Source organism: Haemophilus haemolyticus (assembly GCF_003490595.1).
GTDB classification, from domain to species: domain Bacteria; phylum Pseudomonadota; class Gammaproteobacteria; order Enterobacterales; family Pasteurellaceae; genus Haemophilus; species Haemophilus haemolyticus_L.
Genome location: NZ_QQGY01000006.1, coordinates 129968 through 152808 on the forward strand (window position 1 = coordinate 129968; position 22841 = coordinate 152808).

Here is a 22841-nt window from a genome sequence, read left to right on the forward strand (position 1 = left end):
TTTTTAGAATTCTTTTGAAATTAAACTTTCTGCTAATTGCAAATCAAGTGTGGAATCAATATCAATGGAACGATAAGTTGGCATTAAATAAAAACGCATTGGGGCAATAAAAAAGCGTTTTTCTTCAAAGAGACTTGCGATGTCATTAATATAAATTGCGCCATTTGCACGATAAGATTTCGGTAATTTTTGGCGAGGGGCTTCAAAATCCGTTAATTCGTGAATAGGCTGAACTTCGGTGCCTTCTAAAGTGAAGGATTTATAAGGATGATGCTCACATTCGCAAGCGGAAATCACGGATTTATATTTGCCACCAAGGAAAATTTCCATCGCATTACGAATATCTAAAGCGTTGCGTAATGGGCTGGTTGGTTGCAAAAGTGCGGCGGTGCCTTGTGAAATATTGAGTGTTTCTAAGCAATGCAAAATCGCATCAATGGTGCGTGTGTCACTTTGTGCCAAACTTTCAGGACGTGCCACTGCTTTTGCGCTGTATTTTGTGGCTTCTTTTAAAATATTTTCACCGTCTGATGTCACCACAATTTGATCAAACATACCCGATTCTTGCGCCGCCAAAATCGCACGCCCGACCAAAGAAACGCCCCCCACAAGCTGTAAATTTTTGTCTTTAATTCCTTTAGAACCTGCTCTCGCAGGAATAATTGCAATTCTTGTCATTATTTGCACCCTCTGTGATAAAAGTGCTGACTATTCTAGAATCTTTCCCTTGTTTTAGCAAAAACTAATCTTTAATATGGCACCACATTTTTGTTTAAAAAAGAGGAAATAAAATGACTCAACTTACTCGTGAACAAGTTCTTGAACTCTTTCATCAACGCAGCTCAACACGTTATTACGACCCCGCAAAAAAAATCAGTGATGAAGATTTTGAATGTATTTTAGAGTGCGGTCGATTATCACCGAGTTCTGTAGGCTCCGAGCCTTGGAAATTTTTAGTGATTCAAAATAAAACCCTGCGCGAAAAAATGAAACCTTTTAGCTGGGGAATGATGAATCAGCTTGATCATTGCAGTCACCTTGTGGTGATTTTAGCGAAGAAAAATGCCCGTTATGACAGCCCATTTTTTGTGGATGTAATGGCGCGCAAAGGCTTGAACGCAGATCAACAACAAGCCGCCCTCGCAAAATACAAAGCCTTGCAAGAAGAAGATATGAAATTGCTCGAAAGCGACCGCACTTTATTTGATTGGTGCAGTAAACAAACTTATATCGCCCTTGCCAATATGCTTACTGGCGCCGCAGCCCTTGGCATCGACTCTTGCCCAATTGAAGGTTTTCATTACGACAAAATGAATGAATGCCTCGCCGAAGAAGGATTATTTGATCCTCAGGAATATGCGGTTTCTGTCGCCGCAACCTTCGGCTATCGCTCACGAGATATTGCGAAAAAATCCCGTAAAGGGTTGGATGAAGTGGTGAGATGGGTGAAATAAATTAGAGTTGTTTTATTTTTTATTTGCACTACAATGTTACACAAAGTAGCACTTTAATCTAGGAGATCATCATGCAAGCGACATTAAGACAACAAGGTGGTGCCGCAGTTTTAACTGTTCCAATGGCAATATTACAAAAAATGGGCTGGGAAATTGGAAATAAAATCAATTTAGAACCGCAAGGAGAACAAGTTGTGCTTACCCCAGTTAAACGAAAATCAAGAGGACGAAAAAGCATTGCGGAATTATTAACTGCTATTGATAGCAAAGAAATAGCAAACTTAAATGCATCAATCTCAGAACTCACTAGCTCTAAAGCTGTAGGGAAAGAAGTATGGTAATGCGAGCCCCAAAAAAAGGTGAAATTTGGTACATTGATCCCGATCCAACAAAAGGAAAGGAATTACGTAGCCCACATTACTTTATTGTCATAACTGATGAGTTATTAAACAAAGCATTAGGAACGGCTCTTTGTTGCCCAATTTCAACAGGTGGAAATGCTGCACGTTCACAAAGTGTGACAGTTACTCTTGACGGAAATAGCACTCAATCAGGAAAAATAACTGGTGTTATTTTGTGCCACCAACTAAGAGCATTAGATTTAGAAGAACGACAGGCAAAATTTGCTACAAAAGCAGAAGATTATTTAATCGATGAAGTTATTATGAAACTTGTTGATTTAATTGATCCACAATAAACAAAAGGGCTGCAAATGCAGCCCTATCTTTTTTGATTATTTCACTTCTTTAAATAAAATCTCACTTGGAATTACGGAACCTTGCCAGTAAAGTTCTGTAGAGACTTTTTCTGCAAGTTGTAAGAACGCTTGTGAAATTTCATTTTCAGGCACTCGCACAACAGTTGGGTTGCCAGCATCTAAATCTTCACGGATACGAATGTGTAAAGGAAGTTGAGCTAATACTTTCACATTGTATTTTTCCGCCATTTTCTCTGCACCGCCTGTGCCAAAAATCGCTTCGTGATGACCGCACTTACTACAAATATGCATCGACATATTTTCCACAATGCCCAATACCGGTACAGATACTCGCTCAAACATTGAAATACCTTTTACTGCGTCAAGCAGAGCAATATCTTGTGGAGTTGTCACTACCACTGCGCCAGTCACAGGGATTTGTTGTGATAAGGTAAGTTGAATATCACCAGTGCCCGGAGGCATATCGATAACAAGATAATCTAAACTATCCCATAGGGTTTCATTTAATAATTGGCTTAATGCACTGCTCGCCATCGGGCCACGCCAAATTGTTGCGCTGTCTTCATTCATTAAAAAGCCAATGGAATTTGCAGATAAACCATGTGCTTTAATTGGGGTGATGTGTTGATTATCTGGCGAAGTTGGACGTTGATCCGCTGCGCCTAACATATGTGGAATAGAAGGGCCATAAATATCCGCATCTAAAATCCCAACACGTGCACCTTGTGCTTGTAATGCTAAAGCGAGATTAACAGAAACCGATGATTTCCCTACGCCGCCTTTACCAGAGCTCACAGCAATAATATTTTTCACACCTTTTACAGCAGGTTGATTATTTGCACGTTTAAGTGTGGCGATTTGATAGGTCACCGCCCATTTAATTGCTTTGCAATCTGTTGCTTTCAACAACGCATCTGAAACCGCTTGTTTTAACTGTTCTGCACCCGAATTCCACGCAAAAGGTAATTGCAATTCAATGCGTAAAGTATCACCGCCCTTTTCCACTTTTTTCAAAGTATTAAGGGAAATCAGATCCTTTTGCAGGGTTGGATGCTGAAATTGTTGAATAATCTGCTGAACTTGATTTTGCTGCTCGGCAGTCAAATTATCAGAAAAGTAGGTTGCCATAATAACTTCCTGTTTAGTAGAGTAAATTTGTCGGGCATATTTAATCACGGAAAGTGCGGTATGTTAAGTTAAAGTTTTTCAAACTAGAAAAAAGTGATAACAACTACTCACTTTTCATTAAAATTAATTTTTCATGCGTAAAACTAACTTTTTTGAGTAAGATATCATTGGTTTTTCAATTGTATGATGCAAAATCATAGCTATCAAAATACATAAGATAGTTACCATACAAAAGGTAGCAACGCCATTTTGTTTTACGATATGAAACTTATGATAAATAAAATCAGTAAACACCATATGACTGATGTAAAGTGAATAAGATATTTCCCCAAGATATATTAATAAAGATGAGCGAGGCATTTTAAATAAAGCCTCATATAAAACACATAAAATAATAAATAAAGATGCAATAACCCCACCAGAAAACAACCCAGTCTCCAGCAACCAATAAAAGTTATCTTTATCATTAGACAAAATAAAGAAAAACAGATAAATACCACATAAAACAAAGGAAACTTTAATTGGATAGTCATTTACTATATTTAACTTCCCTACAAAACCTTTAGAATACTTATAAAACAAATAAATCAACATGCCGTAAACGAACTCAAAGAACATTGAAGAGGTAAATATATACAACACATTATGTTCTCCAACTAAGTTGTTATCTCCCTCTCTAAAGTATAAATGAAAATCATGATTAAAATAGTAACTAGAAGAAAGATACAAAAGAAAAATTAAAAAAATAGTGATATACACACGATATTTATGATTAATAGCCATTGCTATAGAAAAAACAAAATAGAAAACTATCTCATAAGAAATCGACCATGCAGACGGTAATACATTATAACCAAAATGAGGCGCAGAAGCTTGATAATTAAAGTTAAATCCTAACACAGAAATAAAATAATAATGCAAATCATAATTTCTCATCACTAAATAATATGTAGTTATACAAATAACAAGTAAAGGATAAATTCTAAAAAACCTTCTAATAATAAACTCACCCCATCCATAGCTTTCTTTTTCTGTAGAAAAACAAATAATAAATCCGCTTAATACAAAAAAGAAATCAACCCCCAAATATCCTTGTGAAAAAAGCAAGTCTCCTAAGCTAATTTGAGAATAAACACCATTTAATGAAGCTTTCAAGTGAAAAAATAATATAGCTAATGCTGCAAAACCTCTAATATATTGTAGAGAATAAAATTTTTTTGAAGTAGTGACTAGGGTATTCATGGTATAAATAAACTAAATATTAGGAAATCTAGTGAAAAATAGAGATATTCTACTCATTACGCAATAAAAACTCAATTCTCATCGAATTTTACCAAGCTTTAAACTAGCCCCTCATTTTTTTTTCTAGTAAGATAAGCACAATTTTGTATGCTAAAAAGAGAATAAAAATGACAACTCAACCCCGTAAAATTTTAGTCACTTGCGCCTTGCCTTATGCCAATGGGGCAATTCATTTAGGCCATATGTTAGAACATATCCAAGCGGATATTTGGGTGCGTTTTCAACGTATGCGTGGCAATAAAATCCATTTTGTCTGTGCGGACGATGCGCACGGCACGCCGATCATGTTGAATGCCGATAAACTGGGCATTACACCCGAAGAATTAATTGCCAAAGCAAAAGCCGATCACATTCGTGATTTTGCAGGTTTTAATATTAGTTTTGATAACTACCATTCCACTCACAGCGAAGAAAACAAACAGCTTACCGCAGAAATTTACAATAAACTCAAAGCCAATGGTTTTATTAAGAGTAAAGTTATTTCTCAGTTATTCGACCCTGAAAAAAATATGTTCTTGCCTGATCGTTTTGTGAAAGGCACTTGCCCGAAATGTAAAGCAGAAGATCAATATGGCGATAACTGCGAAGTTTGTGCTTCTACTTACAGCCCAATGGATTTAATTAATCCTCGTTCAGCTGTTTCTGGTGCAACACCTGTTGTAAAAGAATCTGAACACTTTTTCTTTGACTTACCTGCATTTGAAGGCATGTTAAAAGAATGGACACGTTCTGGCTCACTTCAATCTGAAATTGCGAACAAAATGCAAGAATGGTTTGAGAGTGGTTTACAACAATGGGATATTTCACGCGATGCACCTTATTTCGGTTTTGAAATTCCGGGCGCAAAAGATAAATTCTTCTATGTTTGGTTAGATGCGCCAATCGGCTATATGGCTTCATTCAAAAATCTATGCAATCGTGAAGGCATTGATTTCAATGAATTTTGGGCGGAAGGCAGCGATGCAGAGCTTTATCATTTCATCGGTAAAGACATCGTTTATTTCCACAGTCTATTCTGGCCAGCAATGCTTGAAGGCAGCGGCTATCGTAAACCGACTAATGTATTCACTCACGGCTATGTCACGGTGGATGGGGCGAAAATGTCAAAATCTCGCGGGACTTTCATTCAAGCCAGCACTTATTTGAATCATATCGATCCTGAATGTTTGCGTTATTACTATGCGGCAAAATTAAATGATCGCATTGAAGATTTAGATTTTAACCTTGACGATTTCGTACAACGTGTAAATACGGATATTGTAAACAAATTAGTGAATTTAGCTTCACGCAATGCAGGCTTTATTGCGAAACGCTTTGAAGGCAAACTTGCAAATAAACTGGAAGACGAAGCATTATTTGCAGAATTTACCGCCCAAGCCGAGCAAATCGCCGCTTATTACGAAAGCCGTGAATACAATAAAGCCATTCGTGAAATTATGGCATTAACAGATAAAGCTAATAAATACATTGATGAAAAAGCCCCTTGGGTGATTGCAAAAGAAGAAGGCAAAGAGGCAGAATTACAAGCCGTATGTTCAATGGGTATTGAGCTTTTCCGCGTGTTGATGTCTTACTTAAAACCTGTTCTTCCAAAACTGGCAGAACGTGCAGAAGCCTTCTTACAAGCTGAATTACGTTGGGATAATATTCATCAACCATTGCTTAGTCATACCCTTGCACCATTCAAAGCCTTATTCTCTCGTTTAGAGAAAAAACAAATTGATGCCGTTGTGGAAGAAACCAAAGCCTTATTTGCCGCAGCCAATAAAGCAACAGAAAAAACTGAAGCAAAACCAACCGCACTTTCTGCCGTTGAACCTATTGCAGAAACCATCACTATTGATGATTTCGCTAAACTTGATATGCGTGTAGCAAAAGTGTTGAAATGCGAAGCGGTGCCAGAATCTAATAAACTTTTACGTTTTGAATTGGATCTTGGCGATCATACTCGTCAAGTCTTCTCTGGCATTAAAGCGGCTTACAATAAGCCAGAAGAATTAGAAGGTCGTTTTGTGATTATGGTAGCAAACCTTGCACCACGTAAAATGAAATTCGGTGTATCTGAGGGAATGATTCTATCCGCAGGGACAGGCGGTAGTGATTTATTCTTGTTATCTGCCGATAGCGGTGTCACCGCAGGTATGCAAGTAAAATAATCTATTCAATCTAAATGAGGGCAACATTACGTTGCCCTTTTATTTTCTTGTTGAAAATAGGTGGCTTATAACCTACTATAACACTCAACTATTTATCTATTTGGAGAATATTATGAAAAACGAATTAATCTGCTATAAACAAATGCCAGTGTGGACAAAAGACAAATTACCACAAATGTTCCAAGAAAAGCACAACACAAAAGTCGGCACTTGGGGAAAATTAACCGTATTAAAAGGTAAGCTCAAATTTTATGAGCTAACCGAAAATGGCGATGTCATTGCCGAGCATATTTTTACCCCAGAAAGTGACATTCCTTTTGTTGAACCTCAAGCATGGCATCGTATTGAAGCGCTTTCTGATGACTTAGAATGTACTCTAGGTTTCTATTGCAAAAAAGAAGATTACTTCAGTAAAAAATACAATATGACTGCCACTCACGGCGATGTGGTGGATGCAGCAAAAATTATCTCGCCTTGTAAAGTGTTAGATTTAGGTTGCGGACAAGGGCGTAATTCACTTTATTTAAGTTTATTGGGCTATGATGTGACCTCTTGGGATCACAATGAAAACAGCATTGCCTTTTTAAATGAAACCAAAGAGAAAGAAAACCTTAATATTTCTACCGCACTTTATGATATTAACGCTGCCAATATTCAAGAAAACTACGATTTCATTGTTTCAACAGTGGTGTTTATGTTCTTAAATCGTGAACGTGTGCCGTCAATCATTAAAAATATGCAAGAACACACTAATGTTGGCGGATATAATTTAATCGTTGCAGCTATGTCCACAGATGATGTGCCTTGCCCACTTCCGTTCTCTTTCACTTTCGCTGAAAACGAATTGAAAGAATATTACAAAGATTGGGAATTTTTAGAATATAACGAAAATATGGGCGAATTACATAAAACCGATGAAAACGGCAATCGCATTAAAATGAAATTTGCTACGATGTTAGCGAGAAAGAAATAATCTGCTAATTTAAAAAATCACCGCACTTTGCCTCAATAAAAAAGATAACTTAGAAAATATCTTTTGCTTTGCGAAGTGCGGTAAATTCTTCAAGTGTTTTTGCTTGTAAAAACGGATTAACTTCTCGCTCAAGTTTTAAGGTTGTTGGCAAGCTTGGTTTATTTTCAGCCCGTTGTGTTTCAACAAAAATACGTTGTTTTTCCACCGCACTTTTTTCTACCTCACTTTTCTCCACCAGCACGGTTTCCGCAAATGCTAAATTCCCCAAGGTATATTCGTGAGCAGGGCAAACAATCGTCTCGTCAGGCAATGTATTCAAACGCTGCAAACCATCAAACATCTGCGCATAATTACCAGTGAAAACACGTCCACAACCAGCTGAAAATAACGCATCACCACAAAATAAATGATTATCCACTAAAAAACTAACGTGCTGTTTAGTGTGTCCCCCAGTCGGAATGACATCAATTTGATAATGTGCGGTAAGGATCTTCCCTTCGTTCACAATTTGAGTCGCACCTTTTTTCTCACATTCTTGTGGCCCATAAATCGGCACCGTTGGATAATGTTTTTTAAATGCTGACACACCTTGTGTATGATCCTCATGTTCGTGAGTAAGCAACACTGCTTCAACCGTTGCGTTTTGCTTATCTAGCCACGCAAACAGCTTGTCCGTTTCAGGCAAATCGACAATAATAAGAGGCAGATTTTCTCGTTGATAAAGCCAAATGTAGTTATCATTCAGCGCAGGCAAAGCAAATAACATAATCGTCCTTTTAATTAGTGATAGAAAAATAAATTGATTCCGCTTAAAACATTAGATGCGATCCACATTCCACCAAATCAACGCCCATTTTTTCTGTCCGTGAGAAATGGGCTCGTTGTTGGCTTGTTTACGATCGTAAAAGGCTTTCAAACCTTGTTTTTCTTTTTCGGAAAGTTCGCCTAAAGAAAACTCCACAGAGGCTAATAAATCCTCGTAGCTTTCACCTTGAAAACAACCCGATTCGGTTTCAATAAAATTCAAATTTACCTGAATGCCTTTTTGATACAACCGATTGAGTAAATAAATATAAGTGGGGAAACCAATATCTTCACGGCCAATCGCCTCAAATACGCCCTCATCTAAGAAATGGCGTTGTGTGACAGAAGTCAAAAACACACGTTTTTTCGCTTTCGCACAAAGTTTCTCGATCATATCGTCCAAATCGTCCACCAACGTTGAACGAGATGCCAACACCACATCAGCTTGTGGCACATCATCCCAATTATCTGCCCAAGATTTATGAAATGTTGTCAAATTATGCAAACCAAATTTCTGTTTGAACTGCGCCAAGCAATCTAACATTCCATTGCTATAATCTAAGGCATATACGGTTGAACCTTGTTGTGCGAGCGGTACAGCAAAGGTACCGGGCCCACAGCCAATATCCAACACGGTTTCATCGGATTGCACATTCATAGCTTGCAATAATTGCTGATTATATGCAGAAGGTTTGCCGACCAAATTTTCTGCCATTTTCACAGCTTTTTTATCCCATTTTGTCGGAGGCAAGTTGTAATGATTACAAGCGATTAAGTGTTGTTGATACAGTTCAGCAAAATTGATGTCGTAAATAGTCATAGTGATTTTTCAATGTGGTTATTCAAATGTTGATGTAAAAGTTCGGGCGAAGTGCGGTAAATTTTTGCCAAGTTTTCTAAGGTTAATAAATGTTTTTTATCGCCTTGTTGAAAGCCAAATTGTTGATCAAGCAACATAATATTATCCCCTAAGAATGCCGCTTGTTGTGGATTATGCGTGCTAATAATAAGCGCAATATTTTGCTTTTGCAGTTGTTTTATTTTTTCTAACACTCGAATTTGATTACCAAAATCAAGGCTGGAAGTCGGTTCGTCCATAATTAAAAGTTTGGCTTGCTGAGCAATCGCACGGGCAATCAACACAAGCTGTTTTTCGCCACCACTTAATTGATGATAATAACGCTGCGCAAGATGAGCGATTTCTAACTCTTGCAACGCCATTAATGCTAAATCCAAATCAGATTTTTTCGGAGTTTGATACCACTTCAAAAAAGCACTTCTTCCCATCATCACCATATCCTGCACTAAAAAAGGAAATAAATGAGAATGTGCTTGTGGCACATAAGCAATATGACGAGCCAATTCTGTTGGTGAATAATCAGAAAGTGATTTTCCTTGCCAAAAAATCTCACCATCAATAGGCGGTTGTAAACCAAGTAAAGTTTTCAAAAACGTACTTTTGCCTGCACCATTTGCACCAAGCAAGCAACAAATTTGATTTTTCTCTAGGGTAAATTGGATATGTTGAACCAGTATTTTTCCTTCATAGCCAATGGCAAGATTTTGTGTTTCGAGTAACATTATTTTTGTCCTCGCGCTAATAAATAAAGGAAAAATGGTGCGCCACACGCAGAAGTCAGAATACCGAGTGGCAGTTCAATCGGCGCAATCGTGCGAGCCAGCGTATCAGTAAGCAATAAAAAAGACGCACCAAGCAATAAGGATGTTGGCAACAAACGAATAAAATTTGCCCCCACCAACAAGCGGGCGATATGAGGCACCAACAAACCAACCCAGCCGATAATTCCTGTCATTGCCACCGCACTTGCCGTACAAAGTGTGGTAAATACAATTAAAATCCAGCGAGTACGTTTAATCGGTACGCCTAGCGTTTGCGCTTCATCTTCATCAAGAGACAGCAAGTTTAACCGCCAACGCAATAAAAAAATGGGAACAATCCCTAGCAACAACATCGGGATCAGTTGAATTAAATCTTGTTGATTAATAGCCGTCAGGCTACCAAGCAGCCAAAAAGTGATTGAAGGTAATTGGGTGAAAGGATCGGCAAGAATTTTTAACAAAGAAATGCCTGCGCCAAGTAAAGAACCAATTGCAATTCCAGAAAGCACTAACACCAAAATAGGATCTTGAGTGCGGCTACTAGAGGCAATGAGCGATACACATAACACAGCTAAAATGCCACCGCTAAAAGCAAAGAGTTGGATATAAATCATTGGCAAATTATAAAAAATTGCCAAACTTGCCCCAAAACCTGCGCCCGCTGAAACGCCTAAAATATCTGGCGAAACAAGCGGATTTTTAAACATACCCTGATAAGTTGCGCCCGCACAAGCAAGTGCAGCACCTATAAAACAAGCAGCAAAAATACGTGGCAAACGAATTTGCCACAGTACTGTTTGTTCCGTATTTCCTTGACATTGCCCGCTAAACGAACAGCTTATTGTCTCCCAAAGTTGGCTAGGCGAAAGCGGGTATTTCCCCACATTCAAAGCAAGTAAAATACTGCCAAGCAACAATCCCACTAACAAGACAAAAAACAAACGAGGCGAACGTAAAAGAAAAGTCGATCTCATCATTTTACTTGAAACAACTTAAGCGCTTGCTCGTTGCTTAAGTCAATGTGATAAAACAATTTATAGAAACTTTGAATTTCAGGCACAAAGTCGGCATTCGCCTTGCCACTCAAAATATGTTGTAACCAACGCACGCCTAATAAACGGTTTAAACTTGGTGGCGAATCAATCCAACCAAATGGTGTATGCGGCACAAAGAAAACTTGCTGATTTTTCACCGCACTTAATTCTTTCCATTGAGGATTGGTTTCAAGCGCTTTATAAAACTCATCATATTGGGTGAAAATCATTTGAGGATTCCACAATAAAAGTTGTTCCATTGAAACTTGAGTTAATCCTTTTTGATCTCCCTCTGCGACGTTTTCTAATCCAACCAATTCCATTGCTTCCGTATGAATCGAACCTTTTTGACCAGTTTGCAGGCCATCCGCATTACGCGCTAAATAGGCTGTTTTATGATGTTGTTTAGCAAAATCGCGGGCTTGTTTAAGGGTTTCTTCCGCATATTTGGCTTGTGCTTCAGCTTGTTTTTCGTTACCAAGCAATTTGCCTAATTTGCGCAATAAAGCAGGCGTTTCACTTAATCTGCCATCTAACAACAAATAAGGTACTTGAGTTTGAGCAAAAGTGCGGTCAGCTTGATCTTTATAATTCGGCGCAACATTCCCCACATCAATAATCAAGTCAGGTTTTAACGCAACGATTTTTTCTGCAGAAAGTGTACTGCCTTTTCCTGCAATTTTACCGAGTGTGGGTAATTTTTTAATCTCACCGTCAAACAATACACCTGCCTTTGATTCCATTTTAAAGCCAGCAAAGCCTGCTAATTTTTCAGGCGCAACGGCAAGTAACAACACATCACTGGGATTACCTGCGCTTAATACTTTTTCAATTTTGGCTGGTTCAGGCAAGCTGCCTGCTTGATAAGTTAAATCTTGAGCACTCACTTGCAAAGCAAAAAGCGCGGTGAAAATCGTAAGTATTTTTTTCATTTTAGCTCCTTAAAAATGAGAAATAATGGCGAATTTTACAACATCGCTATATTTATTTAAATATAACGTAGCAAAAATAGACAAAATAGTTCTATAATAGAAACCGTTGTATATTTTGTTACATAAGTTTATTTCGCAGAAAAGGATAATTCAATGAAATTTGAAGTGATTTATAAATTTTTCTTAGTGTGGGGATTAGCCTTAAGTTTGCTTTTTGTTGTTGCAAGTGGCATTTCAATGTGGTTAGGCTTTCCTTTTGCTCAAGCCTTAGACATCCATCTTTTCTTTGCTGGATTTACCATATTTGGTTTGTTACTGCATTTTTATAGCCGTAAGAAGAAATGGGTAAAAATCAACACTCAATTTGCCGATCTTATCACACATAATCGCATGCCTTCTTACTGCAATTTAGATCGCTTGATGATGACTTTCGAGCATTTTTCTATTCAACAAATCGCCGAGCAACTTAATCTTTCTCTCCCAATTTTATTAAATGAATTATCACAAGCTCAAATAAACATAACTGATTCCCACCGCACTTTACGCGAAAACTTTCCTCTCAACGATGAAAAAATTTTCGCCGCAATTACGATTGCGTTGAAAGTGCGGTTCAATCCAACTTTACTTTAACTCTAATCAAAGAAGGATCTTAATATGAAAAAAACCTTACTTTGCACCGCCATTGGTTTGGCGTGTTTACCTGCCTATGCAGATAATGTTTTCACTCTTGGTCAAATTGAAGTAATTGGTGAAAATAGCACCGACCTAAGTACCAGCAGAATCGAACAATCTGATTTACAAAAAAACAATCAAATTCGCGTTTCGGATGTTGCGAAATCCACACCAGGCGTTTTCTTAGAACGCAGCGGAGCACGTAACGAACATAATTTACTCGTGCGTGGTTTTAATGCGCGACGAGTACCTGTATTTATTGATGGTATCCCTGTTTATGTACCTTATGATGGCAGTATGGATATGGGGCGTTTTACAATTTTTGACCTATCTCGCATTGATATTTCCAAAGGGGCAAGCTCCGTATTATATGGTGCCAATACCTTAGGTGGTGCAGTAAACCTTATCACTCAAAAACCAACAAAAGAATTAGAAGGCACTATTGGCTATGGCTTTTCCCATGGTAAAAGTGGCAATACGGGAACAAACCAAACTTATTTTAACTTAGGCACTAAACAAGAATTGTTCTACGCACAATTAAGTGGCTCATTCCTCGAAAAACAAGGTGCTCAACTCTCTCGTCATTATCAACAAATCAATCCAAAAGGAGATGACGGCGGCAGAGCTGAAAACTCTATTCAACGAGATAAAAAACTAAGCCTAAAAATGGCCTTTACCCCAAACAAATCTGATGAATATGCCTTGGTACTTTCTACGCAAAAAGGGAATAAGCAGTCACCGCTTTATTCAGGTAAAGATGGTTCTGGAAGATACTGGCGTTGGCCAATATGGGATAAAGATAGTATGTATTTCCTATCCCATACTGAATTTGATGCACACAATCTCTACTTGAATACAAAAGTCTTCTACGATTCATTCAAAAATGATTTGCGCTCTTTTGATGATGAAACATTCACCAAACAGACTAAAAAATATGCTTTCAATAGTTTTTACCGAGACTATTCCTATGGCGCGAGTTTTGACTTAGGGGGTGATTTAACTACAAAAGATAGCTTAAAATTTTCTACCATTGTGAAATATGATGTTCACCGTGCGCATAACAACAATGATCCTGTTGAAGTTGATAAAGACCGCACTTATAGTTTTGGCTTAGAAAATGCTTATGCTTTTACTGAGCAAACAAAATTGATCACAGGCGTAAGCTACGACTATCGCCAATCTAATCGTGCAGAGCAATATGAAAAGAACTGTAAAAAAACAGGTAAAAAGAACACAATTTGTCCTTTTGATATTGGTAATAAACAGGCGCTTAATTATCAAGTTAAACTCGTACATAACTTTGATAAAAATGACGAGTTTTCACTTAGCTTCGCGAAAAAAACTCGCTTTGCCACAATGAAAGAACGTTATTCCCGTCGCTTTGGTAGAACAGAACCCAATCCATTCTTAAGCCCTGAAACGGCTTACCATTATGAAGCCAGTTATATGCGTACTTTCGGTGATTGGTTAAGATTAGATGGTGCATTGTTCTATTCCGAAGTGAAAGATGCGATTGATACAGTTGCAATTACTCATAGCGTCAGCCAAGAGCAAAATGTTGGTAAAGAAATCTTTCGAGGTGCTGAACTTGCAGCGTCCATTTTTGCCACTGATAATTTAACCCTTGGTGCAAACTACACCTACACTCAAGCAAAAAATAAAACGAAACATCTTATCGTCACAGATATTCCAAAACACAAATTCTTTGCTTATGTGGATTGGAGAATTGTACCAAGTGTTGCGCTTTATATCAGTCAAGAAGCGGAACACGGTCGCTATTATTTAGATGATGCTAAAACTGTAAAACTTTCAGGTTTTGGTAACACAAATGCTAAAGTGATTTATAACGCCACCAAACAACTTAGCTTAGAAGCGGGTGTGTCAAATATCTTTGATAAAAACTACTACTATCAAGCGGGCTATCCAGAAGAAGGCCGTCTATTCTTCTCAAATATGCGCTATCAATTCTAAGAAAAGTGCGGTAGAAAACCCCGAAGTTTTTCGGGGTTTATTTTTGCCGAAAAATCTTGCCCCGCTATTAAAACTCCCCTATTATTCACCGCACTTTTTTCTTATTTAGGAACAAAAATGACAGAACAAACGTTTATCCCTGGCAAAGATGCCGCATTAGAAGATAGCATTGCAAAATTTCAACAAAAATTGACCGCACTTGGTTTTAATATTGAAGAGGCATCGTGGCTGAATCCTGTGCCAAATGTATGGTCTGTGCATATTCGCGATAAAGACTGCCCGCAGTGTTTTTCTAATGGTAAAGGGGCAAGCAAAAAAGCGGCGTTAGCCTCCGCTCTTGGCGAATATTTTGAGCGTCTTTCCACTAATTATTTCTTTGCTGATTTCTATTTAGGGCAAGAGATTGCAAATGGCGATTTCGTGCATTATCCCAATGAAAAATGGTTCCCGATTGAAGACGATGCCTTACTGCCTAATGGCATTTTAGATGATTATTTATTGGATTATTTTGATCCTAATGCCGAGCTTACGCCTGAATTATTGGTAGATTTACAGTCTGGCAATTATGATCGTGGGATCGTAGCGATGCCTTATGTTCGTCAATCGGACGAACAAACCGTTTACATTCCACAAAGTATTATTGCCAACCTTTATGTCTCAAATGGCATGTCCGCGGGCAATACAAAATTTGAAGCACGTGTGCAAGGCTTGTCAGAAGTCTTTGAGCGTTATGTGAAAAATAAAATTATCGCTGAAGCGATCAGTCTGCCAGAAATTCCAAAATCGGTGATGGATCGCTATCCATCTATTCAGGCTTCCATTGCAAAATTAGAGGAAGAAGGTTTCCCAATTTATGCTTTTGATGCTTCACTTGGCGGAAAATACCCTGTTATTTGCGTCGTATTATTAAATCCGAATAACGGCACGTGCTTTGCCTCTTTCGGCGCACATCCAAATTTCCAAGTAGCATTAGAACGTACGGTGACTGAACTCTTACAAGGTCGTAGCTTGAAAGATTTAGATGTTTTCTCACCGCCATCTTTCAATAACGATGATGTGGCTGAACACGCTAATTTAGAAACCCACTTTATTGATTCGAGCGGTTTAATTTCTTGGGATTTATTCAAAGAAACGCCTGATTATGAATTTGCTGATTGGGATTTCAGTGGTACAACGCAAGAAGAATACAATAATTTAATGGCAATTTTCCGTGCGGATGAAAAAGAAGTTTACGTGATGGATTACAGCCATTTGGATGTCTATGCGTGCCGTATTATTGTGCCAGGCATGTCTGATATTTATCCTGCGGACGATTTAATTTACGCCAACAACAATATGGGAATGGATTGGCGCGAAATTTTACTCGATTTACCAAACTGGCATCACGATGCGGAAACTTATCAAGAGTTATTAGAAGAATTAGACGGACAAGATATTGACGACGCGACTCGCGTGCGTGAATTTATCGGCATCGTTGCACCTAAAAATAGCGGCTGGACAACCTTACGCATCGGTGAATTAAAATCTATGCTCTACCTTGCATTAGGTGAATTAGAACAAGCATTAGATTGGGCTAACTGGACGCTGAATATGAATAGCTCCGTATTCACCACAGAACGCGTGAATTATTACCGCGCATTAATTTCCATCATTGAATTACATTTAGATGAAAATCGCGAACCAGCGCAATATCTTTCAGTGTTTGAGAAAATGTATGGTAAAGATGCGGTTAAACAAGCTTGGGAAGCTGTCTCTGAAAGTGGTAATCCGTTCTACAATCTTCCTGCAAGTGATGAAAATTTGGAAAACTTTAAAGAACATCAGGCATTGCTAGGGGCTTATGGGAAGTTGCAAAAAGCGAAGCGTGAAAATTGGAAATAATTAGGTCAGGATTTCGCCTGACGACGACCTACTTTCTTTTACTCGTGTAAAAGAAAGTAGGCAAAGAAAACACGCCCCAATTAAATCGCTAATCTTTGCTTTATTTCAATTTTCTTAACGGCAATTTTCTAAACTCGCTGCGCTCAAACAGACGAAAATTGCCTAAAAATTGAAAGTCGCAAAGGCGATTTATATGGGGATTTTAGTTTATCTAAGCACTATAAAAATATTTAAAATTTTACACGCACTTAAAAATAATCCCTTCTTTTCCGCCTTTGTGTAATTGAATTTGTAGGAAATTTTCGTCTGTTTGAGCGCAGCGAGTTTAGAAAATTTCCGTTAAACAAATTCAATGGAACAAAGGAAATAAGGAAAAGCAGGGTTGCCTTTCTTTTTGCCTACTTTTTCTTTGGCAAAGCAAAGAAAAAGTAGGTCTCCATTAGGCGAAATCCTAATGTAAAAAACATACCTTTATGCTATAATCCGCCACAATTTTTGATCAAAAAAGGAATACCAATGACGGATTCAATCCAATCATCTATCACCCCTGTCAATATCGAAGAAGAACTCAAATCTTCCTACCTTGACTACGCGATGTCGGTTATCGTTGGGCGTGCATTACCTGACGTTCGAGATGGTTTAAAACCTGTTCACCGCCGCGTACTATTCTCAATGGATCGCGAAGGCAATACCGCCAATAAAAAATACGTAAAATCAGCGCGTGTTGTGGGTGATGTAATCGGTAAATATCACCCGCATGGTGACTTGGCTGTATACGATACAATCGTTCGTATGGCACAACCATTCTCACTTCGCTATATGTTGGTTGATGGGCAAGGTAACTTTGGTTCAATTGATGGTGATGCGCCCGCTGCAATGCGTTATACCGAAGTGCGTATGCAAAAAATTACGCAAGCATTGCTTACGGATTTGGATAAAGAAACCGTCAATTTCTCGCCAAACTATGACGGCGAATTAATGATTCCAGATGTATTGCCGACTCGTATTCCAGCACTTTTAGCAAATGGTTCTTCTGGTATTGCGGTAGGGATGGCAACTAACATTCCCCCTCACAACTTAAATGAAGTATTAAATGGTTGTTTGGCTTATATCGACAACAATGAAATTACCATTGATGAATTAATGCAGCATATTCCGGGACCAGACTTCCCAACCGCGGCATTAATTAATGGTCGCAAAGGAATTGAAGAAGCCTATCGTACTGGTCGTGGTAAAGTGTATGTTCGTGCTCGCGCAACGGTAGAAACCAACGAAAAAGGACGCGAACAAATTATCGTGTCTGAATTGCCATACCAAGTAAATAAAGCAAAATTAGTCGAGAAAATCGCCGAATTAATTCGCGAGAAAAAAATCGAAGGCATCAGCAATATTACTGACCTTTCAAACAAAGAAGGGATTCGTATTGAAATTGATATTAAACGTGATGCAGTAGGTGAAGTAGTATTAAACCATCTTTACTCGCTTACTCAAATGCAAGTGACCTTTGGTATCAATATGGTGGCATTGGATCACGGTCAGCCACGTTTATTTAATCTTAAAGAAATCATTGAATCGTTCGTTTTACACCGCCGTGAAGTGGTGACTCGTCGTTCTATCTTTGAACTTCGCAAAGCGCGTGAACGTACGCACATTTTGGAAGGTTTAGCGGTTGCTCGTTCTAATATCGATGAAATGATTGCGATCATTCGTAACTCTAAAAACCGTGAAGAGGCTGCAACAGCAATCAGTTCACGCTCTTGGACGTTACATAGCGACATTATTAATCTTCTTGATGTTTCTGCGCGTCCCGATGATTTAGAAGAAAATCTTGGTATTCAAGGCGAACAATATTACTTATCGCCAGCGCAAGTAAACGCAATTCTAGAACTTCGCTTACATCGTTTAACTGGCATTGCGTTTGAAGAAGTTGTAAAAGAATATGAAGAATTATTAGTTAAAATTGCGGATCTTCTTCATATTTTAAGTAGCGCAGAACGCTTAATGGAAGTGATTCGTGAAGAATTGGAAGAAGTAAAAGCACAATTTGGTGATGATCGTTTAACTGAAATTACCGCAGCTTCTGGCGATATTGATTTAGAAGATTTAATCGCACAAGAAGACGTGGTTGTGACGCTTTCTCACGAAGGCTATGTGAAATACCAACCACTAACTGACTATGAAGCACAACGCCGTGGCGGTAAAGGCAAATCTGCAACGAAGATGAAAGAAGAAGATTTCATCGAAAAATTACTGGTGGCAAATACTCACGATACGATCCTCTGCTTCTCTAGCCGTGGCCGTTTATATTGGTTGAAAGTATATCAACTTCCACAAGCAAGCCGTGGCGCACGCGGTCGTCCAATTGTGAATATTCTTCCGTTACAAGAAAACGAACGTATTACTGCAATCTTACCAGTTTCTGCTTACGAAGAAGATAAATTCGTAGTTATGGCAACTGCTGGCGGTATTGTGAAGAAAATCGCCTTAACCGAATTTAGCCGTCCACGTTCAAACGGTATCATCGCATTGAATTTACGTGACGAAGATGAATTAATCGGCGTAGATATTACCGATGGTAGCAACGAAATAATGTTGTTCTCATCACAAGGTCGCGTGGTACGTTTTACAGAAAATGCTGTTCGTGCAATGGGACGTTTAGCAACAGGCGTTCGCGGTATCAAACTGGCTTTAACAAACGATATTTCTGACGATGAAAGTGCGGTAGAAATTGAAGAAATTTCTGATGACAATACTGAAGCATCATTAGACTTAAATATCGATAAAGTGGTTTCCCTCGTTGTGCCAAAAGGTGAAGGTGCCATTTTAACCGCAACACAAAACGGCTACGGAAAACGCACACAGTTAAGTGAATACCCAACTAAGTCACGTAATACAAAAGGTGTGATTTCAATTAAAGTGAGTGAGCGTAATGGTAAAGTCGTTGCCGCAACTCAAGTAGAAGAAACAGACCAAATTATGTTGATCACTGATGCAGGAACTCTTGTTCGTACACGCGTAAGCGAAGTGAGTATTGTAGGTCGTAACACGCAAGGTGTTCGTTTAATTCGTACTGCAGATGATGAACATGTAGTAAGTTTAGAACGTGTTTGTGATGCAGATGAAGAAGATTCTTTGGAAGAAAGCGGTTCTGAAGAATAATCTATTATAAATAAAAAACCGATTTTCAATCACTGAAAATCGGTTTAAAGAAGAACAATTTTATTGAACAATTTCGCCGACAATACTGCGAGTTACCTCTTTCACTTCTGTAAGTTTCACTTTCACAATATCGCCTATTTTATAAATACGCTCACCTTTAATATAAAGGGCAATCTCATCAGAATTCACCTGCATTTCATCTTTATTGTTATGTAAAGTTGAAGCAGGTATAAACATTGAGGCGCCATTTTCTAATAATTGCACACGTAATCCACCACGCATCACATCTTGCACTTCCGCATCAAATTCAGCATTTGATGCCACTTTATCAGCAAGATAACGGCAATATAGCCAATCTGCAATATCACGTTCCACTAGGCGATTTTGGCGGCGGGCTTCTTGCAAACGGGTCAGCACTTCATTTTGTGGTTTTTCGCAAGATTGTTGGGTGAGCACGGCTTTAATTAAACGATGGTTCACCATATCAGAATATTTACGAATTGGTGATGTCCAAGTGGCATAGCCTTCTAAACCAAGACCAAAGTGCGGTGCTAATTCTGATTTAAATTCGGCGAAAGTTAAATAACGGCGTAAACGCAGTTCTAAATAATCGCTTTCGATGGGTTCAATATCGTGGCGCATTTGGCAATAGCCCTTTAATGTCGCCAGATTTTCTACGGAATAACATTCTGCCAATTCCCCTTGATTTTGTTCATTGGCTAAATTTGCCATTAAGAAATTGTGCGCGTTCTCTAAGAATTTTTTATCAAAACCGCTATGGGTGTTGAAAATCCCTGTTTTTGCCTGTTCGTCTAAAAATTGTGCTGCGCAGATATTCGCAATAATCATCGATTCTTCGACAATTTGATTGGCTATACGACGATATTCTGCTTTGATTTCTGCCACTTTGCCGTTTTCAGCGAGCACAAAAGAATAATCCGGTTTTTCTTTAAATAACAGAGAATGAGTCTTACGCCATTGAATACGTGCTTTAGTAAATTGATGTAACCAATCAATTTGTTGTGCAATTTCTGATGTTTCGGGCTGCCATGCGTTATCTGCCTGTTCTAAATAATCCGACACTTTGTTGTAAGCCAATTTCGCTTTAGATTGAACATAAGCCGAAACAAAATGCGGTTTAGCCGTGATATCGCCTTCAAGATCCGTTTCGATATAACAAACAAGCGCTGGACGAGTTTCATTTTCCATTAATGAGCATAATTCATCAGATAATTCACGTGGCAACATGGGAATGTTAAAGCCTGGTAAATAATTAGTGAAACAACGCTGTTTCGCATCTTTTTCAATTCGAGAATCTAACGCAATATAGGCAGTTGGATCCGCAATCGCTACAACTAATTTCCAACCTGTTTGTTCACCATTTTGTTCAATAGGCTCGATATATAAGGCATCGTCCATATCCATTGTGCTTTCTGAGTCGATAGTCACAAAATGAAGTGCGGTCAGATCTTCACGAGTTTGTTGATCTAACATTTCATAACTTTCAGCCCCTTGCACAGGATGACGAGATTGCTCATGACGTGCCAATGTTACCCACCAAGGGGCGAGTTCATCATTAGCGCGGCAAATAAATTGATTAATAGTGGCATAGAAAAAACGATCATCACGTAATGGGTGCGTTTTTAAATTCGCGACCACCCAATCGCCTTCTTGCAGCTCTTCTTTAACGGATTTAGCTTGTTGTGCGCCAATCGGTTGGTTAAGGCTTGGGTGATCAACCAAAACTTGCAATTTCTTATCTTTATTGAACCGCACTCTTGCAATGAAACGAGTCAACATTGGCTCAATTAAGGATTCCGGCTCGGCTTGTTCTTTATCACCTTGCTTTTCAATAGTGGCTTTGATTTTGTCACCGTGCATCACCTTTTTCATTGAAGGCGGCGCGATGAAATAGGTTTTCTTATCGCACTCTAAAAAACCATAGGCTTTATCTGTGCTTTTTACCACGCCTTCTACATGCTCTTTGCTGTCGTGGATTTGTTGTTTAAGCTGTGCGAGTAAAGGATTATCTTGAAACATAGTTATATTTTAAAAAAGAGAAAAGGCAGACTGAAAAGCCTGCCTAAAAAAGAATGTAAGAAAAATTATTCTTCACCTAATTCGCCCATTGCGGTGATGCTGAAACCTGCATCAACATGAACGATCTCACCAGTAATACCCGATGCTAAATCAGAGCATAAAAATGCCGCTGAGTTACCCACATCTTCGATAGTAACAGTGCGGCGTAATGCAGCGGTTTTCTCAAAGGTAGAAAGCATTTTCTTGAAGTTTTTAATGCCTGATGCTGCCAAAGTGCGGATTGGACCAGCAGAGATTGCATTCACACGAATACCTTCTTTACCTAAATCCGCAGCCATCACGCGCGTTGCAGCTTCAAGAGACGCTTTCGCTAAGCACATAACATTGTAGTTAGGAATTGCACGTTCTGCACCTAGGTAAGAAAGGGTTAATAATGCTGCATTTGGATTTAAATAAGGACGTGCCGCTTGTGCCATTGCAACGAAGCTGTATGCGCTAATATCGTGAGCAATACGGTAACCTTCACGAGTTGCTGCGTTTACATAATCACCATCCAATTGATCGCCCGGCGCAAATGCGATTGCGTGAACAAAACCATCAAATTTATCCCAACGCTTACTTAATTCTGCAAAGCAATTTTGAATGCTTTCATCGGTTGCCACATCTAAAGGAAGCACGATATCAGAACCAAATTCTTTGGCAAATTCTTCTACGCGCGGTTGTAATTTATCGTTTAAATAAGTGAAAGCAAGTTCTGCACCTTGTTCTTTCATTGATTTTGCGATCCCGTAAGCGATAGAACGATTGCTTGCAAGACCAGTTACTAAAATACGTTTACCTGTTAAGAAACCCATAATTTTTCCTATGTTGTTAGCGTAAAAAACTTGCGTAGTATAAGCGAAAATTTGTCTTTGTACAAAGCAGACCAATATTTCTAAGAAAACCAACCGCACTTTATTTACAAATTCGTTTGAGCAAAAACCTAAAATCAGCGAAA

General features: G+C 38.6%; 19 protein-coding genes. 9 read left to right on the forward strand and 10 right to left on the reverse strand.

Features of this window, described 5'->3' with window-relative positions; all coding sequences use genetic code 11:
- Positions 1–3: 3 nt before the first annotated feature.
- Positions 4–678: a 5-acetyl neuraminic acid cytidyl-transferase gene (siaB, locus tag DV415_RS06065; RefSeq protein ID WP_118782237.1), complete on the reverse strand. Its 675-nt coding sequence runs from the start codon at positions 676–678 to the stop codon at positions 4–6.
- 113 nt (positions 679–791) lie between these two features.
- Here siaB and DV415_RS06070 point away from each other — a divergent pair, with 113 nt between their 5' ends.
- From DV415_RS06070 to DV415_RS06080, 3 genes are all read left to right on the forward strand, one after another.
- Positions 792–1454 (forward strand): NAD(P)H-dependent oxidoreductase, encoded by a 663-nt coding sequence (locus DV415_RS06070; protein ID WP_118782236.1) that lies wholly within the window; start codon positions 792–794, stop codon positions 1452–1454.
- Between the two features lie 71 nt (positions 1455–1525).
- Complete coding sequence (locus tag DV415_RS06075) at positions 1526–1795, forward strand: AbrB/MazE/SpoVT family DNA-binding domain-containing protein (RefSeq protein ID WP_118782235.1); 270 nt, start codon at positions 1526–1528, stop codon at positions 1793–1795.
- A complete protein-coding gene (locus DV415_RS06080) occupies positions 1795–2151 on the forward strand; it encodes a type II toxin-antitoxin system PemK/MazF family toxin (protein ID WP_239990909.1) in 357 nt (118 codons plus the stop codon). Before DV415_RS06075 ends, DV415_RS06080 begins: the two co-directional genes overlap by 1 nt.
- Positions 2152–2187: 36 nt before the next feature.
- Here DV415_RS06080 and apbC read toward each other — a convergent pair whose 3' ends face one another.
- Entirely contained in the window at positions 2188–3300 is a 1113-nt protein-coding gene (gene apbC / locus DV415_RS06085) for an iron-sulfur cluster carrier protein ApbC (RefSeq protein ID WP_118790418.1), read from the reverse strand.
- Between the two features lie 123 nt (positions 3301–3423).
- Complete coding sequence (locus tag DV415_RS06090) at positions 3424–4542, reverse strand: acyltransferase family protein (protein WP_118790417.1); 1119 nt, start codon at positions 4540–4542, stop codon at positions 3424–3426.
- Positions 4543–4709: 167 nt separating this feature from the next.
- Here DV415_RS06090 and metG point away from each other — a divergent pair, with 167 nt between their 5' ends.
- Positions 4710–6758, forward strand: a complete 2049-nt coding sequence (gene metG, locus DV415_RS06095; RefSeq protein WP_118790416.1) for a methionine--tRNA ligase — start codon at positions 4710–4712, stop codon at positions 6756–6758.
- Positions 6759–6870: 112 nt separating this feature from the next.
- Positions 6871–7731 carry an SAM-dependent methyltransferase TehB gene (gene tehB / locus DV415_RS06100; RefSeq protein ID WP_118790415.1) on the forward strand — a complete coding sequence of 287 codons (861 nt, stop codon included), beginning with the start codon at positions 6871–6873 and terminating at the stop codon, positions 7729–7731.
- Positions 7732–7780: 49 nt separating this feature from the next.
- On the opposite strand, the gene gloB is transcribed toward tehB, so the two are convergent.
- From gloB to DV415_RS06125, 5 genes are read right to left on the reverse strand one after another with little or no spacing between them, the layout of a single operon-like run.
- Positions 7781–8497: a hydroxyacylglutathione hydrolase gene (gene gloB, locus DV415_RS06105; RefSeq protein ID WP_118790414.1), complete on the reverse strand. Its 717-nt coding sequence runs from the start codon at positions 8495–8497 to the stop codon at positions 7781–7783.
- Positions 8498–8548: 51 nt separating this feature from the next.
- Complete coding sequence (locus tag DV415_RS06110; RefSeq protein WP_118794443.1) at positions 8549–9355, reverse strand: methyltransferase domain-containing protein; 807 nt, start codon at positions 9353–9355, stop codon at positions 8549–8551.
- Positions 9352–10116 (reverse strand): ABC transporter ATP-binding protein, encoded by a 765-nt coding sequence (locus tag DV415_RS06115; protein ID WP_118794444.1) that lies wholly within the window; start codon positions 10114–10116, stop codon positions 9352–9354. The genes DV415_RS06110 and DV415_RS06115 overlap by 4 nt, the downstream gene beginning before the upstream one ends.
- A complete protein-coding gene (locus tag DV415_RS06120; protein ID WP_421798904.1) occupies positions 10116–11129 on the reverse strand; it encodes a FecCD family ABC transporter permease in 1014 nt (337 codons plus the stop codon). The genes DV415_RS06115 and DV415_RS06120 overlap by 1 nt, the downstream gene beginning before the upstream one ends.
- Positions 11129–12121, reverse strand: coding sequence for an iron ABC transporter substrate-binding protein (locus DV415_RS06125; RefSeq protein WP_118794446.1), 993 nt, complete (start codon positions 12119–12121; stop codon positions 11129–11131). Before DV415_RS06125 ends, DV415_RS06120 begins: the two co-directional genes overlap by 1 nt.
- A gap of 153 nt (positions 12122–12274) precedes the next feature.
- On the opposite strand from DV415_RS06125, the gene DV415_RS06130 reads away from it, so the two are divergent.
- The 4 genes from DV415_RS06130 to gyrA all read left to right on the forward strand — a co-directional run bounded on the left by DV415_RS06130 (position 12275) and on the right by gyrA (position 19804).
- Entirely contained in the window at positions 12275–12751 is a 477-nt protein-coding gene (locus DV415_RS06130; protein WP_192879100.1) for a hypothetical protein, read from the forward strand.
- A gap of 24 nt (positions 12752–12775) precedes the next feature.
- The gene (locus DV415_RS06135) at positions 12776–14764 is read left to right on the forward strand and encodes a TonB-dependent receptor plug domain-containing protein (protein ID WP_118794447.1); all 1989 of its coding nucleotides are present in this window, start codon (positions 12776–12778) and stop codon (positions 14762–14764) included.
- A 117-nt stretch (positions 14765–14881) separates the two neighbouring features.
- Positions 14882–16645 carry a 30S ribosomal protein S12 methylthiotransferase accessory factor YcaO gene (gene ycaO / locus DV415_RS06140; RefSeq protein ID WP_118794448.1) on the forward strand — a complete coding sequence of 588 codons (1764 nt, stop codon included), beginning with the start codon at positions 14882–14884 and terminating at the stop codon, positions 16643–16645.
- Between the two features lie 516 nt (positions 16646–17161).
- Entirely contained in the window at positions 17162–19804 is a 2643-nt protein-coding gene (gyrA, locus tag DV415_RS06150) for a DNA topoisomerase (ATP-hydrolyzing) subunit A (RefSeq protein WP_118794449.1), read from the forward strand.
- A gap of 60 nt (positions 19805–19864) precedes the next feature.
- Here gyrA and rnb read toward each other — a convergent pair whose 3' ends face one another.
- A complete protein-coding gene (gene rnb, locus DV415_RS06155) occupies positions 19865–21844 on the reverse strand; it encodes an exoribonuclease II (protein ID WP_118790407.1) in 1980 nt (659 codons plus the stop codon).
- 65 nt (positions 21845–21909) lie between these two features.
- Positions 21910–22698 carry an enoyl-ACP reductase FabI gene (locus DV415_RS06160; protein ID WP_005644958.1) on the reverse strand — a complete coding sequence of 263 codons (789 nt, stop codon included), beginning with the start codon at positions 22696–22698 and terminating at the stop codon, positions 21910–21912.
- Positions 22699–22841 lie beyond the last annotated feature (143 nt).